Source organism: Trichococcus sp. ES5 (genome assembly GCF_900067165.1).
Lineage (GTDB): Bacteria > Bacillota > Bacilli > Lactobacillales > Aerococcaceae > Trichococcus > Trichococcus flocculiformis.
Map to the genome: position 1 here is coordinate 62,081 of NZ_FJND01000008.1, position 14,392 is coordinate 76,472.

At 47.2% G+C, this 14,392-nt stretch carries 12 protein-coding genes; 7 read left to right on the forward strand and 5 right to left on the reverse strand.

What is annotated here, in order from left to right; all coding sequences use genetic code 11:
* The first annotated feature begins 4 nt into the window (after positions 1 to 4).
* Positions 5 to 1,381, forward strand: a complete 1,377-nt coding sequence (locus TES5_RS08105) for a CitMHS family transporter (protein ID WP_068561363.1) — start codon at positions 5 to 7, stop codon at positions 1,379 to 1,381.
* Between the two features lie 3 nt (positions 1,382 to 1,384).
* Here the strand turns inward: TES5_RS08105 and TES5_RS08110 are convergent, their stop codons facing one another.
* Positions 1,385 to 2,287, reverse strand: a complete 903-nt coding sequence (locus TES5_RS08110; RefSeq protein WP_232309331.1) for a LysR family transcriptional regulator — start codon at positions 2,285 to 2,287, stop codon at positions 1,385 to 1,387.
* 131 nt (positions 2,288 to 2,418) lie between these two features.
* Here TES5_RS08110 and acnA point away from each other — a divergent pair, with 131 nt between their 5' ends.
* The 3 genes from acnA (at position 2,419) to TES5_RS08125 (ending at position 6,722) form a co-directional block, all read left to right on the forward strand.
* The gene (gene acnA, locus TES5_RS08115; protein ID WP_068561365.1) at positions 2,419 to 5,112 is read left to right on the forward strand and encodes an aconitate hydratase AcnA; all 2,694 of its coding nucleotides are present in this window, start codon (positions 2,419 to 2,421) and stop codon (positions 5,110 to 5,112) included.
* A gap of 283 nt (positions 5,113 to 5,395) precedes the next feature.
* Positions 5,396 to 6,022: a hypothetical protein gene (locus TES5_RS08120; protein WP_068561366.1), complete on the forward strand. Its 627-nt coding sequence runs from the start codon at positions 5,396 to 5,398 to the stop codon at positions 6,020 to 6,022.
* Positions 6,015 to 6,722 carry a helix-turn-helix domain-containing protein gene (locus TES5_RS08125; protein ID WP_068561367.1) on the forward strand — a complete coding sequence of 236 codons (708 nt, stop codon included), beginning with the start codon at positions 6,015 to 6,017 and terminating at the stop codon, positions 6,720 to 6,722. Before TES5_RS08120 ends, TES5_RS08125 begins: the two co-directional genes overlap by 8 nt.
* Positions 6,723 to 7,180: 458 nt before the next feature.
* Here TES5_RS08125 and TES5_RS08130 read toward each other — a convergent pair whose 3' ends face one another.
* From TES5_RS08130 to TES5_RS08145, 4 genes are all read right to left on the reverse strand, one after another.
* Positions 7,181 to 7,861, reverse strand: a complete 681-nt coding sequence (locus TES5_RS08130) for an amino acid ABC transporter permease (RefSeq protein WP_068561368.1) — start codon at positions 7,859 to 7,861, stop codon at positions 7,181 to 7,183.
* Positions 7,862 to 7,915: 54 nt separating this feature from the next.
* Positions 7,916 to 8,806: a transporter substrate-binding domain-containing protein gene (locus TES5_RS08135; protein WP_068561369.1), complete on the reverse strand. Its 891-nt coding sequence runs from the start codon at positions 8,804 to 8,806 to the stop codon at positions 7,916 to 7,918.
* Between the two features lie 402 nt (positions 8,807 to 9,208).
* Positions 9,209 to 9,874, reverse strand: a complete 666-nt coding sequence (locus TES5_RS08140) for a hypothetical protein (protein WP_068561370.1) — start codon at positions 9,872 to 9,874, stop codon at positions 9,209 to 9,211.
* A complete protein-coding gene (locus tag TES5_RS08145; RefSeq protein WP_068561371.1) occupies positions 9,875 to 11,362 on the reverse strand; it encodes a DUF1538 domain-containing protein in 1,488 nt (495 codons plus the stop codon). It lies immediately after the preceding gene.
* A 264-nt stretch (positions 11,363 to 11,626) separates the two neighbouring features.
* On the opposite strand from TES5_RS08145, the gene TES5_RS08150 reads away from it, so the two are divergent.
* From TES5_RS08150 to TES5_RS08160, 3 genes are all read left to right on the forward strand, one after another.
* Entirely contained in the window at positions 11,627 to 12,508 is an 882-nt protein-coding gene (locus TES5_RS08150) for a metallophosphoesterase (protein ID WP_068561372.1), read from the forward strand.
* Positions 12,509 to 12,641: 133 nt separating this feature from the next.
* Entirely contained in the window at positions 12,642 to 13,520 is an 879-nt protein-coding gene (locus TES5_RS08155; protein WP_083546465.1) for an aldo/keto reductase, read from the forward strand.
* A gap of 98 nt (positions 13,521 to 13,618) precedes the next feature.
* Positions 13,619 to 14,320, forward strand: a complete 702-nt coding sequence (locus TES5_RS08160; protein ID WP_068561373.1) for a DNA-3-methyladenine glycosylase family protein — start codon at positions 13,619 to 13,621, stop codon at positions 14,318 to 14,320.
* Positions 14,321 to 14,392: the final 72 nt, after the last annotated feature.

Here is a 14,392-nt window from a genome sequence, read left to right on the forward strand (position 1 = left end):
TGAAATGTTAGCTTTGTTAGGCCATGGGATGATTGTTACCTTCATGGTTTTGTTATTGGCCAAAAAAATGTCACCTTTTGCAGCATTAATTTTAGTTCCCGTCGTTTTTGGTTTAGCCGCAGCATTTATAAGTGGAACACCACTTTTGGAAGTATTTGATTGGATTTTTGGAGGTTTGTATTACTCGCTGGATGAGAACAAGACACTTATCAGCAAAGGTGTAGCCCCAACGATTACATTATTGTTGTTCGCCATCCTGTACTTCTCGGTTATGTTGGATGTCGGTCTATTCGATCCCTTGGCTACAAAGATGATCAAGTGGGCAAAAGGCGATCCAATGAAGATCTGTGTCGCTACTGGTATTATCTCTTTGATCGTGTCGCTGGATGGTGACGGGACAACGACTGTGTTGATCGTAACGACAGCGGTTCTGACGCTTTTCAAAAAAATGAAGATGAACCAACTTTACTTGGCGGTCATCATCGGATTCAGCAACTCGGTAATGAACTTGGTTCCTTGGAGTGACCCGATGGCACGTGCGATGCCGGTGCTGAACTTGACACCGAAAGAATTCTTCGTACCCGTTATCCCGGGTATGATCGGCGCAACGATTCTGGCGTTGTACATGTGCTACTACTACGGTAAAAAAGAGCGCGCTCGTCTGGGCTATACAGCGGATGGCGGCATCATCCATGACAGCGACTTGGAACACATCATTAAAGAAATCAATGAAAAAGATGCGTATTTGAAACGCCCTAAATTGATTTGGTTCAACTTTATTCTTACCGCGGCAATCATGACAATGTTGATCATGGACATCATCAATGGCGGTATCCTGTTCGTACTTGGTACAGCCATCGCTTTGCTGGTCAACTACAGACAGTTGAATCTGCAATCTTCCCGTTTGATCGCAAATGGCGGAGAAGCATTAGGTCCAGTGAGTTTGGTTTATGGAGCAGGTATTATCATGGGTGTTCTGAATGGCAGCGGCATGAGTGAAGCCATCGCACAACAAATGGCTGGCATGATTCCGGAAACGATGGGTGCCTACATTCCATTATTCCTGGCTTTGATATCTTTACCAGGGTTGTTCTTCTTGCCGAATGACGCTTTCTACTTTGGAATCCTGCCGGTGTTGGCACCAATTGCTTATCAATACGGTGCAACACCGACTGAAATCGGTGTCGCTTCCTTGATGGGTCAAGCCATCCGTTTTGCAAGTCCATTAGTAGCCTTCCTTTATGTTTTGGTTGACAGAACAGAAGTCAGCTTTGGTGATTACTCAAAAGAATACATGAAATGGGGTCTTCCGAGCTTCGCGATTCAAACCATCATCGCTATTCTGATCGGTGCGATTCCGTTGCCGTTCTTGTTCAATTAAGCATCAAACGACTTCTCGGCAAAGATCAATCAAGGTTCTGATGTAAGGAGGCAGTTTTCTCCCTGTGCGGTAAGCAACGATCATTTCCGCATAATGCGGTTTGCCCTCGAAAGAGAAAAAGCGCGGCGCATTGCCGAATTTCAAATGGCGGATATGGGTCTCGTTCAAGAAGGAGATGCCATATCCCGTCATCGTCAGATTGACGGCAGTCTCAATATTGCGTGTATGCGTAACTTTATTGGGGACGAAATGCTGTTCCGCAAAAATCGCTTCGGCAATCTGGCCGGTGCGCTGATCGGGGAAATGCAGAATGAACCGATCCTTTTTGAACAAATGCAGATCAATGGAAGGGTAGCTGCTCTTCGGATTAGGCTTCCCTTGATTGATGCAAGGATGTCCTGAGGGCACAGCTAACAGGATCTCTTCCGATTTGATGATTTCAAAGTCCAAATTCAAAGCGTGGTGCGGCATGTTCATGATCGCGATGTCCGCTTCGCCGTTGTTGATTTTTTCTTCCACAACTTTGGAAGATTCTTCGATTAACTCGACTTCGATATTTGGGTAGATTTCATTGAATTTCGGCAAGATATCAGGAGCCAGATAGGAGCCGCGCATGAAGGGAATGGAAACGCGCAGACGGCCGATTTTGTTGTCCAATATATGGGCAGCTTCATCGTAAAAGTTTTCGCGCATACGCAGAATCTCGATTCCGGCAGCCAAAAAACGTTCGCCAAGGAAAGTCAGTTCATATTTCTTTCCGATTTGATTGAAGACTGGGAATCCCAAGCGGGCCTGCATATTTTTGATGTACATGCTCAATGAAGGTTGCGAAATGTAAAGCGATTCCGCTGCGCGCGTCAAATTGCCGCAGTCATGGATGGCCTTCACGTATTCGATATCTTTCATTTCCAAAAAATCATCCCCTTATCATAAGTTTTGATTATGATTTACATAAATAATATATATTTCATTTATGTTCATTATAGGGATACAATCACATTAAGTAAATACAAGAATTCAAAAACTGGAGAGGTACTATGAACAGCAAACAGAAATCAATCAAAACCATCACCACAAATGGTCAGGACTACAAGTACTATGATCTGAAATCATTGGAAAATGGACAAGTGACGATCGCGAAATTGCCGTACTCCATCCGTGTCTTGCTGGAAAACTTGTTGCGGCAAGCAGACGGCAAGGTCATCGCGGAACAACACGTCCTGTCCTTGGCTAATTGGAAGCCCCTCAATGAAGTGAAAACTGAAATCCCCTTCAAACCATCCCGTGTCATTCTGCAGGATTTGACAGGCGGAGCGGCAATCGTTGACTTGGCGGCTTTGCGTTATGTGACCGATAAATTGGGTAAAGACTCCGCGATCATCAATCCGGACATACCGGTGGATTTGGTCATCGACCATTCCGTTCAAGTCGACTACTCCGGATTCAATGATGCCTTCAGAATGAACGCAGAAATTGAGTTCGATCGCAACCGCGAACGTTACGAGTTCTTCAGCTGGGCTGAAAAATCATTCGATTCCTTCAGTGTGGTGCCGCCAGCGACAGGTATTGTCCATCAGGTGAATTTGGAATACTTGGCTGATGTGGTCAAAGAAGCTGATGTCGATGGGGAAACCATCCTCTACCCGGATACTTTGGTGGGAACCGATTCGCATACGACGATGATCAATGCTTTGGGTGTCCTAGGTTGGGGAGTCGGCGGCATCGAAGCGGAGGCAGGCATGCTGGGTCAACCGTGCTATCTGCAACTGCCGGATGTCGTTGGCGTTCGCTTCACAGGCAAGATGCAAAATGGTGCAACCGCGACTGATTTGGCTTTAAAAATGACCCAGGTATTGCGTGAGCAAAAAGTGGTCGGAAAGTTCGTCGAATATTTCGGCGACGGCCTGAAAAACCTGACGATCGCCGACAGATCGGTCATCGCCAATATGGCACCGGAATACGGAGCTACTTGCGGTTTCTTCCCGGTTGATGACGAAACATTGGGCTATCTGCGCTTCACCGGCAGAGAAGATGCCAAAGTGGACAGAATCGAAGCTTATGTCAAAGCGAACCATCTTTTCTACAATGATACAATCGAACCGGAATATTCCGAACTGATCGCAATCGACCTTTCAACAGTGGAACCAAGCTTGGCCGGTCCGAAAAGACCGCAGGACTTGGTGAAACTTTCCGATGTCAGCGACAAATTCACCGAAGCCTACTCCGCTCCGATGGGGAACCAAGGCTACGGATTGGATGCAGCCGATATCGACAACAAAGTGACGATCACTTACGAGGACGGTTACCAAGAAGAAATGGAAAACGGAGCCGTATCGATCGCAGCCATCACCAGCTGCACGAACACAAGCAACCCGTACCTGATGCTCAGCGCGGCTTTGTTGGCCAAAAATGCAGTGGAAAAAGGGTTGACCGTCAAACGCTACGTCAAAACCTCCATGTCGCCGGGATCAAAAGTGACGGCGCGCTATTATGAAAAATCGGGCTTATTGCCTTACCTGGAAGCATTGGGATTCAACATCATCGGCTACGGCTGCATGACGTGCGTTGGGAACTCCGGACCACTGAGACCGGAAGTCAGCGAAGCGGCCAAAGAGGGCAACATCCTGCTTTCAGCTGTATTGAGCGGTAACCGCAACTTCGAAGGACGCATCCATGCGGAAGTCAAAGCGGGCTACCTGGCAGCGCCGCACTTGGTCATCGCTTACGCCTTGGCGGGCAACGTCAAAGTGAATCTGGCCACCGATCCGATCGGGACAGATAAAGAAGGCCAGCCAGTCTACTTCAAGGACATTTTGCCGAGCAATGAAGAAGTCCAAAAAGTCGTGAACGAATCCGTTCTGGCGGATATGTTCAAAGAAGAATACCGTTCCGTATTCGATTCAAACGACTTGTGGAACAAAATTGAATCCGCAGATAAACCGGTCTACGATTGGGATGCCGATTCGACTTATATCGCAAATCCGCCATACTTCGAAAACTTCCAATTGGAGACAGAGCCGATCACGACGCTGAAAGGATTGCGCGTTTTAGGGAAGTTCCAGGATTCGATCACAACCGACCACATTTCACCAGTCGGAGCCATCGCAATGAAGTCCCCAGCCGGAAAATATCTGATGGAGCGTGGCGTAAAGCCGAAAGACTTCAACTCGTACGGCAGCCGCAGAGGACACCATGAAGTGATGATGCGCGGTACTTTTTCCAATATCCGCCTGAGAAACGCTTTGGCGGATGGCTTGGAGGGCGGATTCACCAAATACATCCCGACCAACGAAATCATGCCGATTTTCGATGCCAGCGTGAAATATAAAGAAGATGGCACCGGTTTGGTCATCCTGGCCGGAGACGACTATGGGATGGGATCTTCCCGTGACTGGGCAGCAAAAGGCGCCAGACTGTTGGGCGTCGATGCAGTCATCGCCAAGAGTTTCGAACGGATTCACCGCTCCAACCTGATCATGGTGGGCGCGCTTCCGCTGGAATTCCTGAAAGGCGAAGATGCGGATACACTGGGATTGACAGGATTGGAAGAGTACGCGATCGCGATCACGGATGATGTAAAACCGAATGAAGTGATCACTGTCACAGCTCGTGCAGCGGACGGAACGGAAAAAACGTTCCAGGTCATCGCAAGACGGGATTCTGAAATCGAAATCGACTACTACCGTAACAAAGGGATCTTGCCGATGGTGCTCAGAAACAAGATCAAATAAGCTTTTCTAACTACATTATTCCGAGTAAAACGATAAATAAAAGAAGCCGGCCCCGACTCCGGCTTCCAGAATACGCAAAAAGCAGGCCCGTAATAGCCTGCTTTTTGCGTATTTTATCTTTAGCAGGCCATTTTTTGAGAACTAAGTTAATTTCAAATCGACCGGAATTTGAAATTGGATTAATTGACTAATAAGAATGGGTACCTTATAATGTTGTGTGATAAAAAATATTACTTTTTATGAGGTTGCTGCTATACTGCGCCCTGAGGAGTTGTGGGAAATCATGGTAAGGATAAACCGACTCGGTGAAGTTGATGGCTGGTACAGCATCGATAGCAACCAGGTTCAATCAGATGAGGTATTGCATCACTATTTAGCCGAATTGGACACTAGAGATGATATCAAATCGCTAGCACTTTACAAATTTATTGTCGCTGTTTTGGAACAGATTAATGGATATGATTTCGATTGGTGGGATAACTTTACGGTTCCTAAAGATAAGTCAATCGCTATTCGTGTTAGGGAACATGAGGTGGAGATGAGGCTAAGAATCATTCAAAAGTTGAAAAATAAGCAACTCTCAACAGGGAATCGTATCTATGAATTTCGTTTGGATTTGAATTCACGTTTAAAGGGAGCCAGGCAAGAAATTTTTGGAGACAATGATATCATCTTAAGGGGTATTTTTCAGCTAGGTCAGGAAATGGTTGAGATTGACGGAAAATATTCATACAATAAATATGTTGTTGGCGTATTTGACAAGGCGTATTCTAACCCTTCCTTCACACCATCGAGCTACTCTGGACAACGAAATGTTGATAAGACGGATATAATGGCGTTGTCTTTGGATGGTTCCGTAGAGATACAAGACATGATCGAACAACTGGAAAGGGATGATACTGATGAGTAAGGAGCATCTTACTTCTGAGCAATATACTGAGTTGAAGTCTTTTAAAGACGAAAAGAGTCGGTATGACGCTCCTTTTGGGAAGCAATCTTTGGAAATGCAACATTTTATGGCAGCTCTGGAAGTTACCAGAGAAGAGTTGATGATAGACTACGCTATTGATGAGTTCCAATTAAAAGAATTTCTATTTGGCACACCTGAAAAATCAGATGAAGGTAAATTTTTTAACATCTATTATGATTTAAAGAATAAAGTAGAGGAACAGAAGGAAGACAGCAACAAGAAAGCCTTGATAAAACTGCTGAATTCCGGCAAAGCCTTTGAGAAAAAGATTTTTTATAAATTATTCAGGACCGTATTAGGGATTACGCAGAAAGAGTTTTCGGAGATCGTTAATATGAACATATCCACCATCAGGTCATGGGAGCAAGGGAAGTCTGTTGCTTCGGGTTCTTCGCAGATGCTGATCTATATGGCGTTGCCTGATGAGGTAAAAAAAGAGTTGGAAGTCAACAAAAAAGCAGAAAACAGTAGGCCTTCTGCTGAAGTAAGGGTATTTGAAGGGACCATTAGAAGTCCTGGAGGGAAACCTGTAGTCAGAATAAAAATCAGAAAAAACGTACCGAGAAAAATAAGCCGTTCAAGATCCAATACGATAGAGCGTTTAGAAAAAGTATCTGAAATAGTTAAGAAATTAAACTGAAAAAGAGGCAACCTCACTCAAAAATGTGAGGTTGCCTCTTTTGTCAATATACAGGAATTTATAAAATTTTTCAGAGTGAAAAGTGCATCATCGTAGGTGTTTCACAAGTTTGCAAAATGTTTCATGCATCTAAAATGATGTCCAGCTTCACGGGTTAGCCCTTCGGAAAAAGGAATAAGGAACCTCTTGTCTCTGCTAGCCAAGACATACTGTTCGACTAATCTGCTGACGCAGAAAGTCTCTCAGCAATTGCGCTCTTCGATGCTCAGTTGCATGGGACTCTTAGGGATTCATCCCTTAGAGCCCCAGTACAAGGTGACCGTAGGGAACGTTGCAAGGACAGATTTCCTAAATTGTCATGACTCTTGCGATTTCAATCGCTTAGAGGCATGATACACTTGACCGATTAGGTCACAGTGTTTCCTTAATCAGGGCTGAACGAACCCGTTCAGCTTTTCTTATTCCACATACATAGATAATTTCTTCTCGATGCGTGTCTGGAAGGCAGCGAAGACGCTGCAGATTGCCCAGTAGATGAGCGCGACCAAGATGTACATGGTCATGTAGTCGAACTCGCGGCCGCCGACGATCTTGGCGTTTTGGAACATTTCCGGAACGGTGATCATCGCCGCCAAGGAAGACCCTTTGATCAGGTCCAAAAGCACGTTGCTCATCGGCGGAATGGCGATTCGCATTGCTTGCGGCACAATCACTTTGCGCATGATGAACGACCATTTCAGCCCCAACGCATACGCCGCTTCCCATTGCCCGTGATTGACGGAATTCAGCGATGAGCGGATGATTTCCGCACTGTAGGCGGCCGAACTCAAGCTGAAGCCGATGATGGCCGCCGTGACGGCAGTGAATTGGATGCCGATGAACGGAAAGCCGAAGTAAAGCAGGAACAAAATGACCAACGTAGGCGTTCCCCTCATGAAGGAGATGTAGAGCCGCGCTAGCCAGCGTAGTGGTTTCAACTTGGCCAACTGCAGCATCGCAAGAACAAAGCCAAGCAGCGTGCCATTCACCATGCTAGTCAACGCGATTCCAAGAGTATAGCCCATCCCTTTGAGGACGTACGGGAGGCTGTCGAGAGCCAACTCCGGATTGAAGATATACTGCCATTGGATGCCTGACATGTCTCGCCCACCTTTCTGCTTTACAATTTTATTTTACATTTCCATTCTATAGGTCTAGTCTACGTCGCTTACGTCGATCACAGGGAAATCATATTCGATCTGCACAGTCACGTCAGCGCCATCGTAGAATTGTTTCGATAATTCCGCCAAAGTTCCGTCAGCACGCATTTCATCCAAAGCTTCGTTGAATTTCTCGGTCAATTTGTCATTGCCTTTTTTGATGGAGAAATTAGTTTCGGATGGGTTGTAGAAAATGTCATGCACTTTTACCGGGATATCAGGCAAAGCGGCAGTCGCCAATTTTTGTGCGTAGTAGTCGTTCAGAATAACGTCCGTCCTGCCGTTCGCTACGTCCGAAAGGTACATGTCGTTTGTCGCGTTGTCGTAGATTTTTTCTTCCGCTCCGAAATAACGGGCGACTTTCATGTAGGTTGTCGTTGCCGCACCGGCAGCGATTTTACCTTTTAAATCTTCCAGCGTTTCGATGCCGGAATTATCGGATTCACGGACAACCATGGCTCCGAATGAATATTTGTAAGGAGTTGTGTAATTGTATTTGTCAGCATTTTCGCCATTGCGGTCGATCCCGAATGCTGCAACATCCACTGCGCCGCTGTTGACGGAAGTCAGCATGCCGTCCACGCCCATTTCTGTGAATGCCACTTCCACGCCGATGCGTTCAGCGATTTCACGGATAATTTCCACCTCGTAACCGGTCAGTTCGTCGGTTTCCTTGTCGTGATAAGAATTAGGGTAGAGCGTTCCGGAAGTGGCTACTTTCAAAACACCGGCTTCCTCGATCTTGTCCCATGCTGTTTCTGAATCAGTTAACACCGCTGTATCAATAGCGCTGCTGTCGACTATTTCGCCGCTACCGCAAGCCGCCAAAGTCAAACCCAGTAATGCTGTCAAACCGCCAAATAAAACTCTCTTTTTCTTTACCATCCGTGAAACCTCTCCTTTTTCCTCGAATAAGAACTAGACATAAGATAGCATGTATCCAAGCTGAAAGCAACCGTTTTATATGCGTTAATAATACAGTTTTAGTTGCTGTTATAAACGAATTTCACTAAAAAGATTGAACATAATTAGCATATTTTCTCATAAAAGTCGCTTAGATTGCTAAGGATGTTGATACAGTTCGTAAAACAGATTGTGAAGTGGGGAACAGCTCGCGCAATATGCAACGAAAGTGACTAAAAACAAAAAAATGTCTAGGATTGTCCGATAACTACGAAGAATCGGACAACCAGAACATGATACAGCACCGCAGGCAAAACAAAAGACCCGGATCGGCATCACACGCCGATCCGGGTCCAATGAATCTGATCATCAATCGTATGTTCTTTAACGCAAACCACGTACATTCTCGGCATCGAAGCTGAACAGGAAGCCGTTACCCGGCACATCCAACTGCATCTGATCGACAATGGCGGTTTCCACTGCAAGAGCGACCTCGGAGGTGACCAAGTTCATGATGATGTCTTTGCCGTTGTCGAGTTCGATCCCGAACACTTTTCGGCATTTATCCGCAAAAGCGCCAGTCCCGTGGAAAAGGGTGCCGCCGCGTGCGCCAGCCGCAGCCGCTGCTTCAACGACATCGTCACCCAATCCGCCGTCAACGAGCGTAAAGAAGACTTCATGACCGGAAGTTGGATGGGGATCTTTTTCATCCATATGCAGGCGTTCGCCATGCGTACCCAGCAAGTGCGAAATCGGACTTGTGAAGAGAATGCCACGATTCGGCAACTCGAAATGGAAAAGTGAGCTGATGTGTTCGACAGTAGGTTGCGTCTTATCTCGCGCGCAGACCATAAAGAGGATTTCTTTTTTTACTTCATAAAAACCGATTGTGCGCAATAAAGCGCTGGAAACCGTTCCGGAACCATGCAGGATGGTCCCTCCGGTGATACCGCACTTTTTGGCTTCTTCGAGCACGCGGCTGGCTTTGCCGATGTTAACGACGACAAAAATGACATCGTAGAATTTTTTGTTTTCAACTTGTTCGGTCAATTAGAGACCCTCCTTTATACTGTTGCGCTGATAGATGGCGCCCAACAATTGCAGCGAAATGATCGGCATCATCGCCACCATCGCAATCATCCCGAAGCCTTCCAAGAGCACGTTGGCATTCGGTGTGATTTCCGCAACACCCTGAATGAATGCTAGAATGAAAGTCGCCGTCATCGGGCCTGAAGCCACGCCGCCCGCATCAAAGGCGATCCCGACGAACAGCTTCGGAACTTTATAGGAGAGGGCGAGGATAATCAGATAACCGGGGACGAGATAGTGCCACAGCTGCAGCCATGGTACGAGCACGCGCACGACCGACAACAAGACGGCCAGGCCGACGCCTACGGATAAGAAACCCAGCACGATACCGCGCTTTACATACCCTGTTGTAACATCTTCTATTTGATGCGTCAATACATATACCGCAGGTTCCGCCAAAATGACCAATACCCCCAGCACAAAACCGACGATCAGGACCGGAATGGAGCTGTCCATCCCGGCAATCAGCATGCCGAGTTTGCGGCCGACTTCCATGAAGCCGGCATTCACGCCGGTCAGGAAAAGCACCAGACCGACGAACAGATAGGCCATACCCAAGAAAATACGGCGGAAAGCACGTTTGGAGAGTTTCTGATCAGCAAAGAAGACATGGTTGAGCACGAAAATGATCAGAATCGGTGAAACGGCCAACAGGATTTCGCCCGCTATTTTCGGCAACTCGTGCAGGAATGGTGCAAGCCAATTCGCGGCGACCGCTTCGTGTCCGGGTATCGATCCCGAGAGCGGTTCGTCGGAACGGACGAACAATCCCAAAATCAATACGGCCAGGATGGCACCGGCTGAGGCGATCCCTACCAGACCGAAACTATCCTCCTCGGCTGATTGCGTCTTCCGGTTCAGGGATGCGACGCCGACTGCCAGAGCCAACATGAAGGGCACTGTCAAAGCGCCGGTCGTCGATCCGGAAGCATCAAAAGCGATGGCGAACAGGTCGTTGGTGCTGAAGTAGGCCAAGCCGAAGATGGCCAGGTAGAGGAAAGTGAACGTCTTGTTCAGTGGATAACGGTAAACAATCCGGAAAAGACCGATTGTCAGCATAACGGCGATGCCAACGGAAACGACGATCAAAAGCAGGTTTTTCGGATACATGCCGTTTGTGACCTCGGAAACCTGCGTCGCTAAAATATGCAGATCCGGCTCCGCAATCGAGATGAAGAATCCTAGCACAAGCCCCATCCCAAGTACATATTTCATGCTGTTGCTGCGGGCCAACCCTTTTCCGAGGAATTTCCCGATCGGTGTGATGCCCAGATCCACACCGAAAAGGAAGATCGACAGGCCGATGATGATCAAGAATGCCCCGAACAGGAAACGCTGCAGATCAATGGTTTCGAGCGGAGTCAAGGTGAAATGGAGCAGCACAACAAGCGCTGTGATCGGCAGCACGGACTGCAGGACTTCCCTTAATTTTTCTGTAAATATTCTCATAGATTCAGTCCTTTCGTGTTGGTGTTATAATGTTGAAGAGTAATATTCATATATTAAACATAACATGCTAATTATTTAATAGGAAGCAAAAAGCACCTATTTGAACCGTATCGGACAACATCCTTATGGTTTCAGGAAAATTACCCAGCTCCGATAATCGCTTCCGACGGTCACAAGAACCAACCGTTTTATTTTGACTGAAACGCTCCAAAGCATTAGAATAGAGGAAACAATAGGGTTTCTTGAAGATAGAGGATGATAAATATGAACGTAAAAAACAAAAGCTTGCTGAAGACTGCCGTTTTGGCGGGCACAGTGGCCTATCTGCATCTCCAAAACACTTGGATCCAGAAAACCGAGTACACCATACCGGTAAAGAATCTGGCACCTGAAAACGAAGGGCTGAAGATAGTCCAGCTTTCCGATATCCATTTGCCGAAAGAAAAAGTCGATTTGAACAAGCTGATAGACATGACCAAAGCAGCGAATCCGGACTTTATCTTTCTTACTGGTGATCAGATTCAAGGGGATGGTACTTTTGATCCTTCAGTCGCGGAAAAACTGTTCCGGAAACTGACGGCGATTGCGCCGACCTATGCCATAACAGGTAATCATGACCGCCATTCTCCGATGTTCACTATCGTGTTGGGTTTGTACAAGCAGGCAGGCATCCGTTTTCTGGACGATGAAGCAATCAGCGTCCTTGCAAAGGGCCGCAAGCCTGTCGTGATCATGGGACTGAGCGACAAAAGCTCGGCCATTCAGAAAATCGCGAAGGACTTTCTGAAAAAAATCAGGCTGAGAAAAGATTGGCAAGGCCAAACACGTCTTTTGTTGGCACACCGACCGGAACATTTTCTGAAGTACCATACCGATCCGGAGAAATCAGCTGATGTCACCTTCGCTGGCCATGCTCATGGCGGCCAGATCCGCATCCCGAGATTGGGTGGACTCTATGCTCCTGGACAAGGGCGGATGCCAAGGCATACCGAGGGCGTTTATCTGTTGCCCACGGATCCGGAAAAGAAACTGGTCGTCAGCCGGGGCATCGGTGGGTCCTCATTCCCGTTCCGGATCAACAACCGACCGGAAATGGTCGTCGTGACCTTAACGAACGGCTCCACTTCAGAATCTTTGGAAATATGACCGTTTGGATTGGTTGGGGGAGGAAAGGAAAATGTTTTTCCTCCGTTTTGTTTTGTAAGCGCATTAATAATTTTGTGTTTCTGAGGAAATTGCGTTACACTTAAGGTAATAAGTAGAAGGAGTGTGGGTTATCATGGTGAAGAGCTTAATGGACAGAATGCCTTTGAATGATGGTTTTACAATCCCCGGAATCGGATACGGAACTTGGAACGTGAGCAATGATGAGGCTGAAGAAATGGTCTTCATGGCTATCATGCGTGGTTACCGCCTGATTGATACAGGCAGCATGTACGGAAACGAAGTCGGCGTAGGCCGCGGTATCCATAAAGCCATCAACGCAGGCATTTCCAGAGATGATATTTTTGTCGTGACCAAACTCGGTAAAGACGACATGGGCTTCGAAAAAGCAACAGACGCTATCCGTGCAAGCTTCGACCGACTCGGACTGAAGTACATTGATCTTTTTCTGATCCACTTCCCGAGCCCTGATGAAGGTGTAACTGCAGCCACTTGGAAAGCCTTGGAGGAAGCCAAGGATTCCGGAATCGTCCGCAGCATCGGCGTCTCCAACTTCATGCGTGGGGATCTGAAAGAACTATTGGAGAACTCCCGCATCAAACCGGTCGTGAACCAATTGGAAATCAATCCATTCAACCTCATGGAGGAAGTGGATGACTTCGGCTACGACAATAACATTATGACGATGGCCTACAGCCCATTGGCTAAGGGAAGAGCTTTGGAAGACGGCATAGTTATGAAAATAGCTGAAAAATATAATAAAACACCGGCACAGATCATACTGAGATGGGCCGTACAACGCGACCTCATTCCGATTCCGAAAACAAAGGATGCCGACCGAATGAAGGAAAATCTTGATCTGTTCGATTTTAGTTTGACGGATGAGGAATTAGAAAGAATCACCCGCATCAAGAAAGACAGCAACTTCGTGAAGGGGCACCAAGACCACAATCTCGGTAAGAGAATCGGGGTCGACATCCGTAACAGTAAGTGATGCCAATCAAATCAAAGCTGGGGGCTTCCGAGTCTCCAGCTTTTCTTATGGGGGGAAGGGGTTATGGTTGAAAAATATGCAGAGCAAGGGTGGAATAAATGAATTTTTATTATGATGAAGAAGCGATCCGCTGTCTGAAGGCCAAGGATCCGATTCTGGCGGACGTCATCGACCGGATCGGACCGATCGAGCGGCCGATCGATGCGGATCTTTTTTCCGCGCTCGTCAACAATATCGTCGGCCAGCAGATTTCAATGAAAGCTCAGGAAACCGTCTGGAAAAGGATGCTTGCCGTTATTGGGGCGATAACACCGGATCGCATCTGCCGGGCGAGCATCGAAGAAATACAGCAGTGTGGCCTATCGACCCGTAAAGCAACCTATATCCGTGAGGCTGCCGAGAAAGTCATTTCCGGTGCCTGTGATCTGGAGGCGCTGAAGGATATGAGTGACGAAGCGGTTATCGCCGAGTTGTCGCAGCTGCGCGGCATCGGTAAATGGACAGCCGAGATGCTGCTGATCTTTTCGATGGGCCGTCAGGATGTAATGAGCTGGGATGACCTCGCTATCCATCGCGGCTTGCGGATGGTTTATCATCACCGCAAAATCACCAAGCCATTGTTCCAGAAATACAAACGGCGTTTTGCGCCATACGGTTCGGTCGCGAGTCTCTATCTCTGGGAAGTGTCCGTCGGCGCTCTGCCGGATCTGAAGGACTATGCGCCGCTGACGGAAGCCGAAAAGCGAAAACGCCTGAAGCAGCGCCAAGAACTGAAAAAAGCGGAAAAGCAACAGTCATAATCTATGCCGCCAGCATCCGGTTTGTGCCGGGATGCTGTTTTTGGGTTCAAAATAATGGCTATCAATAAGCAA

Bases quoted from the DNA above. Each gene is read 5' to 3' on its own strand.
- TES5_RS08110 (WP_232309331.1), bottom strand. From the start codon at position 2,287: ATGAAAGATATCGAATACGTGAAGGCCATCCATGACTGCGGCAATTTG.
- acnA (WP_068561365.1), top strand. From the start codon at position 2,419: ATGAACAGCAAACAGAAATCAATCAAAACCATCACCACAAATGGTCAG.
- TES5_RS08105 (WP_068561363.1), top strand. From the start codon at position 5: ATGTTAGCTTTGTTAGGCCATGGGATGATTGTTACCTTCATGGTTTTG.
- TES5_RS08150 (WP_068561372.1), top strand. From the start codon at position 11,627: ATGAACGTAAAAAACAAAAGCTTGCTGAAGACTGCCGTTTTGGCGGGC.
- TES5_RS08130 (WP_068561368.1), bottom strand. From the start codon at position 7,861: ATGTCAGGCATCCAATGGCAGTATATCTTCAATCCGGAGTTGGCTCTC.
- TES5_RS08120 (WP_068561366.1), top strand. From the start codon at position 5,396: ATGGTAAGGATAAACCGACTCGGTGAAGTTGATGGCTGGTACAGCATC.
- TES5_RS08125 (WP_068561367.1), top strand. From the start codon at position 6,015: ATGAGTAAGGAGCATCTTACTTCTGAGCAATATACTGAGTTGAAGTCT.
- TES5_RS08135 (WP_068561369.1), bottom strand. From the start codon at position 8,806: ATGGTAAAGAAAAAGAGAGTTTTATTTGGCGGTTTGACAGCATTACTG.
- TES5_RS08145 (WP_068561371.1), bottom strand. From the start codon at position 11,362: ATGAGAATATTTACAGAAAAATTAAGGGAAGTCCTGCAGTCCGTGCTG.
- TES5_RS08160 (WP_068561373.1), top strand. From the start codon at position 13,619: ATGAATTTTTATTATGATGAAGAAGCGATCCGCTGTCTGAAGGCCAAG.
- TES5_RS08155 (WP_083546465.1), top strand. From the start codon at position 12,642: ATGGTGAAGAGCTTAATGGACAGAATGCCTTTGAATGATGGTTTTACA.